Annotated in this window: 3 protein-coding genes and 1 pseudogene; all 4 read right to left on the bottom strand. The window is 75.5% G+C overall.

What is annotated here, in order from left to right:
- Positions 1–1167: hydrogenase formation protein HypD (hypD, locus tag ACFV0Q_RS38870; protein WP_385012460.1), on the bottom strand; the 1167-nt coding region annotated here is incomplete at its 3' end.
- Entirely contained in the window at positions 1164–1523 is a 360-nt protein-coding gene (locus ACFV0Q_RS38865; RefSeq protein ID WP_385012459.1) for a HypC/HybG/HupF family hydrogenase formation chaperone, read from the bottom strand. The genes ACFV0Q_RS38865 and hypD, both read right to left, overlap by 4 nt.
- Entirely contained in the window at positions 1492–3864 is a 2373-nt protein-coding gene (gene hypF / locus ACFV0Q_RS38860; protein ID WP_385012458.1) for a carbamoyltransferase HypF, read from the bottom strand. The genes ACFV0Q_RS38865 and hypF overlap by 32 nt, the downstream gene beginning before the upstream one ends.
- Positions 3864–4310: pseudogene (locus tag ACFV0Q_RS38855) on the bottom strand (hydrogenase accessory protein HypB); the annotation flags it as partial. The pseudogene ACFV0Q_RS38855 and the gene hypF, both read right to left, overlap by 1 nt.
- Positions 4311–4384 lie beyond the last annotated feature (74 nt).

Below are 4384 nucleotides of genomic sequence, written 5' to 3'. Positions count from 1 at the left end.
GCCCGGGGGGGGGGCGGCGGTGTGCGGGGCCGCCGCGGCCGGTACGGCGCCCGGCCTGGCGCCCGGTCCGGCCGCCGGGAGGTCGAGGCGCCGGTAGAGGTAGTACGCCGCACAGGCGCCCTCGCTGGACACCATGGTGGCGCCGAGCGGATTGCGCGGCGTGCACAGGCCGCCGAAGGCCTCGCACTCGTGCGGCTTCAGCAGCCCCTGGAGCACCTCCCCGCTGCGGCACGCGGCCGGCTCCAGGGTGGTGATGCCGGTGACCGAGAAGCGGTGCTCGGCGTCGAACTCCCGGTAGCGCGGCGACAGCCGCCAGCCGCTGTCCGGGATGACCCCGATGCCGCGCCAGGCCCGGTCGGTGACCTCGAAGACGTCCTGGAGCATCGCGAGCGCGGCCGGGTTCCCCTCCGGGCGGACGGCCCGCGCGTAGGCGTTGTCGACGGTGTGCTCCCCGCGCTCCAGCTGCCGCACGGCCCGGCGCACGCCTTCGAGGATGTCCAGCGGTTCGAAGCCGGTGACGACGATCGGCACCCGGTGGCGGGCCGCGAGCTCCGGATACTCGGACATCCCCATCACGCTGCACACGTGTCCGGCGGCGAGGAAGCCCTGCACCCGGCAGCTCGGCGACCGCATGATCGCCTCGATCGCGGGGGGCACCCGCACGTGGGAGACCAGCAGGCTGAAGTTGCGGATGCCCAGCTTCCTGGCCTGGTACACCGTCATGGCGTTGGGCGGGGCGGTGGTCTCGAAGCCGATGCCGAAGAAGACGACCTCGCGCTCCGGGTTCTGCCGCGCGATCCGCAGGGCGTCGAGAGGGGAGTACACGACCCGTACGTCGCCGCCCTCGCCGCGCACCCGGAACAGGTCGCGGCCGGTCCCGGGGACGCGGAGCATGTCCCCGAAGGAACAGAAGATCACCCCGGGCCGGGAGGCGATCTCCAGGGCCTTGTCGATGACCTCCAGTGGCGTCACGCACACCGGGCAGCCGGGCCCGTGGATCAACTCGACCTGATCCGGCAGCAGTTGGTCGATCCCGTGCCGGATGATGGTGTGGGTCTGGCCGCCGCAGACCTCCATCAGCGCCCAGGGCCGGGTCACCGTGGAGTGGATGTCGTCCAGGAGCCGCCGGGCCAGCTCCGGGTCCTGGAACTCGTCGATGTACTTCACCGGGGCACTTCCTCCTGCCGGACGTCGGCGTGGTGCGGTGCGGCGGCGGGCGCCACCGGGTCGTCGCCGAAGGGCCAGTCGCCGCCGGCCGCCTCGGCCGCCTGCTCCCAGGGGTCGCCGAACTCCTCCTGGAGCATGCCGAGCTGCGCGAACAGTTCGAGGGTCTGCCGGGCCGACTCCTCGTCCAGCCGCTGGAGGGCGAAACCCACGTGGACGATGGCGTACTCGCCGACCCGGAGGTCCGGCAGGTACTCCAGGCACACCTCCTTCTGGACGCCGCCGAAGTCGACGGTGGCCATGCGGGTGCCGTCCTTCTCCGCGATCTCAAGCACTCTGCCGGGTACCGCCAGGCACATGGGCTTCTCCTCGCTGTGGGTGTTCCGTGACGCGTGCGGCCGCCGCCACCATGAGCTGGCCGAGGGCCAGCCCGCCGTCGCCCGGCGGGACCGTGCGGTGCCGCAGGACGGTGAACCCCCGCGCGCGCAGCAGCCGGGCGCAGGCGGAGGAGAGCAGGGTGTTGGCGAAGACCCCGCCGGTCAGGGCCACCGTGTCGAGGCCGTGCCGGTCGCGGGCGAGCCCGCAGAGGCCGGCGACGAGGTCCGCGACGGCGGTGTGGAAGCGGGCGGCGATCAGCGGGCGTCCGGTCCCGGCCCGTACGTCGGCCGCCACCGCGGCCAGCAGGGGCGCCGCGTCGGCGGTGACCGGCCCCGGGGCGTCCGCCGGGGGCACGCGCAGGGCGAAGGCGTAGCCGGGGCCGGCGCCGGGCGCCCCGAGCGCGGCGCCCTCCAGCTCGATGGCGGCCTGCGCCTCGTACCCGGCGTGCTGGCAGACGCCCGCCAGGGAGGACACGGCGTCGAAGAGCCGCCCCATGCTGGAGGTGGGCGCGCAGTTCAGCCCCCGCTCCAACTGGGTTCGCAGCACCCGGAGTTCATCGGGCGGGCAGGCCGCGGCGCAGGGCAGGTCCGGCGCCCAGTCCAGGCCCGCGGCCCACAGGTGGGACAGGGCCATCCGGTACGGCCGGTGCACGGCCGCGTCGCCGCCGGGGAGCGGTACGTAGGCCAGGTGGGCGAACCGCGTGTAGCCGGCGTAGTCGGCGAGCAGCACCTCACCGCCCCACACCGCGCCGTCGTCCCCGTACCCGGTGCCGTCGAAGGCGACGCCGATGACCCGGCGGGTTCCGTCGAGCCCGTGCTCGGCGAGCGCCGAGGCGATGTGCGCGTGGTGGTGCTGTACGAGGACCAGCGGACGGGCGCCGGCCCGCTCGCGTGCCCAGCGGCCGGAGCGGTAGCCGGGATGCCGGTCGGCGGCGAGCAGGGCGGGGGTGACGCCGGTGATGGACTCCAGCTGCCGCTCGGCGCGTTCGAAGGCGTACCGGGTGGCCAGGTCGTCCATGTCGCCGATGTGGGCCGACAGCCAGGCCCGGCGCCCCTCGCCCAGGCAGAAGGCGTTCTTGAGGTCGCCGCCCGCGGCGAGGGAGGCGGGGACCGGCAGCGGCAGGGCGAGCGGGAGCGGCGCGTACCCGCGCGAGCGGCGCAGCACCACCGGTTCGCCGTCGCAGACCCGTACGACGGAGTCGTCGCAGGGCACGTGGACGGGCCGGTCGTGCGTCAGCCAGGCGTCGGCGAGGCCGGCGAGCCGCTCCAGGGCCTCGGCGTCGTCGGTGACGATGGGCTCGCCCGAGAGGTTCCCGCTGGTCATCACCAGCAGTCGCGGGCCCCGCGGGTCGCCGTCCAGGCCCAGCAGCAGGTGGTGGACGGGGGTGTACGGGAGCATCACGCCGAGGTCGGGGCTGCCGGGGGCGACCCCGGGCAGCGGGGCGCCGTCCGGGCGGCGGCGCAGCAGCACGATGGGCCGCACCCCGCCGGTGAGCAGCTCCCGCTCCTCGGCGCCGACACGGGCGAGGCCCTCGACGTCGGCGAGCTCCCGGGCCATCAGCGCGAACGGCTTGTCCCCCCGGTTCTTGCGGCGGCGCAGCTCGGCGACGGCACCGGGGTGCGCGGCGTCGCAGGCCAGGTGGTACCCGCCGAGTCCCTTCACCGCGAGGACCGCGCCGGCGGCCAGCAGCGCACGGGCCTCGGCGACCGGATCCGCGCAGGCCGCCTCGCGCGGCGGGCGCCCGGCGAGCAGCCGCAGCCGGGGGCCGCAGGCCGGGCAGGCGACGGGCTGGGCGTGGAAGCGGCGGTCGGCCGGGTCGGCGTACTCGCGGGCGCAGTCGGGGCACATCGGGAAACGGGCCATGGTGGTGTGGGCCCGGTCGTAGGGGAGCCCGGTGACGATGGTGAAGCGCGGGCCGCAGTGCGTGCAGGTGATGAAGGGGTGGCGGTGGCGGCGGTCGGCCGGGTCCGCGAGCTCGGCGAGACAGTCGGCGCAGGTGGCGACGTCAGGGGAGACCAGCGTCCGGCCGGGGCCGCCGCTCCGGGACGCGATGATGGTGAACCCGGCGCCGCCGACGGGCGGGACCCGCCGGTGGTCGACGGTGTCCACCACCGCCAGCGGGGGAGCGTCCGCCGCCAGCCGCTCGCAGAACTCCGACACGGCGGCCGGGGTGCCCTCCACCTCGGCGACCACCCCCTCGGGGGTGTTGGTGACGTGCCCGGCGAGGCCGAGACCGGTGGCGCGGGTGTACACGTAGGGCCGGAAGCCGACGCCCTGCACCACGCCCCGGACGACGACCCGGCGGCGCTCCGGGGACTCCATCAGCGGGTCTGCGCCACGGCCGGGTCGGTCGGGGCGTGGTCGTGATCGTGGTGGTGGCCGTCGTCGTGGGTGTGCCCCGGGCCGTGGTCGTGGCCGTGATCGTGGTCGTGCGTGTGCCCGGGCCCGTGTCCGTGGTGGTTCTCGCCGCTCTGCTGCCGGGCCATCACCGGAGCGTGCGCCGCCGCGCCCGCGCCGACCGCCAGGGCGCGGTCCAGCAGGAGGCCCAGTCCCTCCTCCGCGCGGACCGAGGTGAGGAGCACCTCCACGCCCGGGTTGACCCGCTGGACGTTCGCGCGGAAGGCCGCCTCGTCGAACTCGACGGCCCGCGCGATGTCGGTCTTGGTGACCACCACCAGCTGGGCCAGCCCGAAGGCGGTCGGGTACTTCAGCGGCTTGTCCTCGCCCTCGGTCACCGACGCGAGGACCACGCGCAGCGACTCCATCAGCGGGTCTGCGCCACGGCCGGGTCGGTCGGGGCGTGGTCGTGATCGTGGTGGTGGCCGTCGTCGTGGGTGTGCCC

Source organism: Streptomyces sp. NPDC059564, assembly GCF_042735575.1.
In the GTDB taxonomy this organism is placed as follows: domain Bacteria; phylum Actinomycetota; class Actinomycetes; order Streptomycetales; family Streptomycetaceae; genus Streptomyces.
Note: the sequence above shows the minus strand (reverse complement) of the source record. Positions and strands in the feature narration are given on the sequence as shown.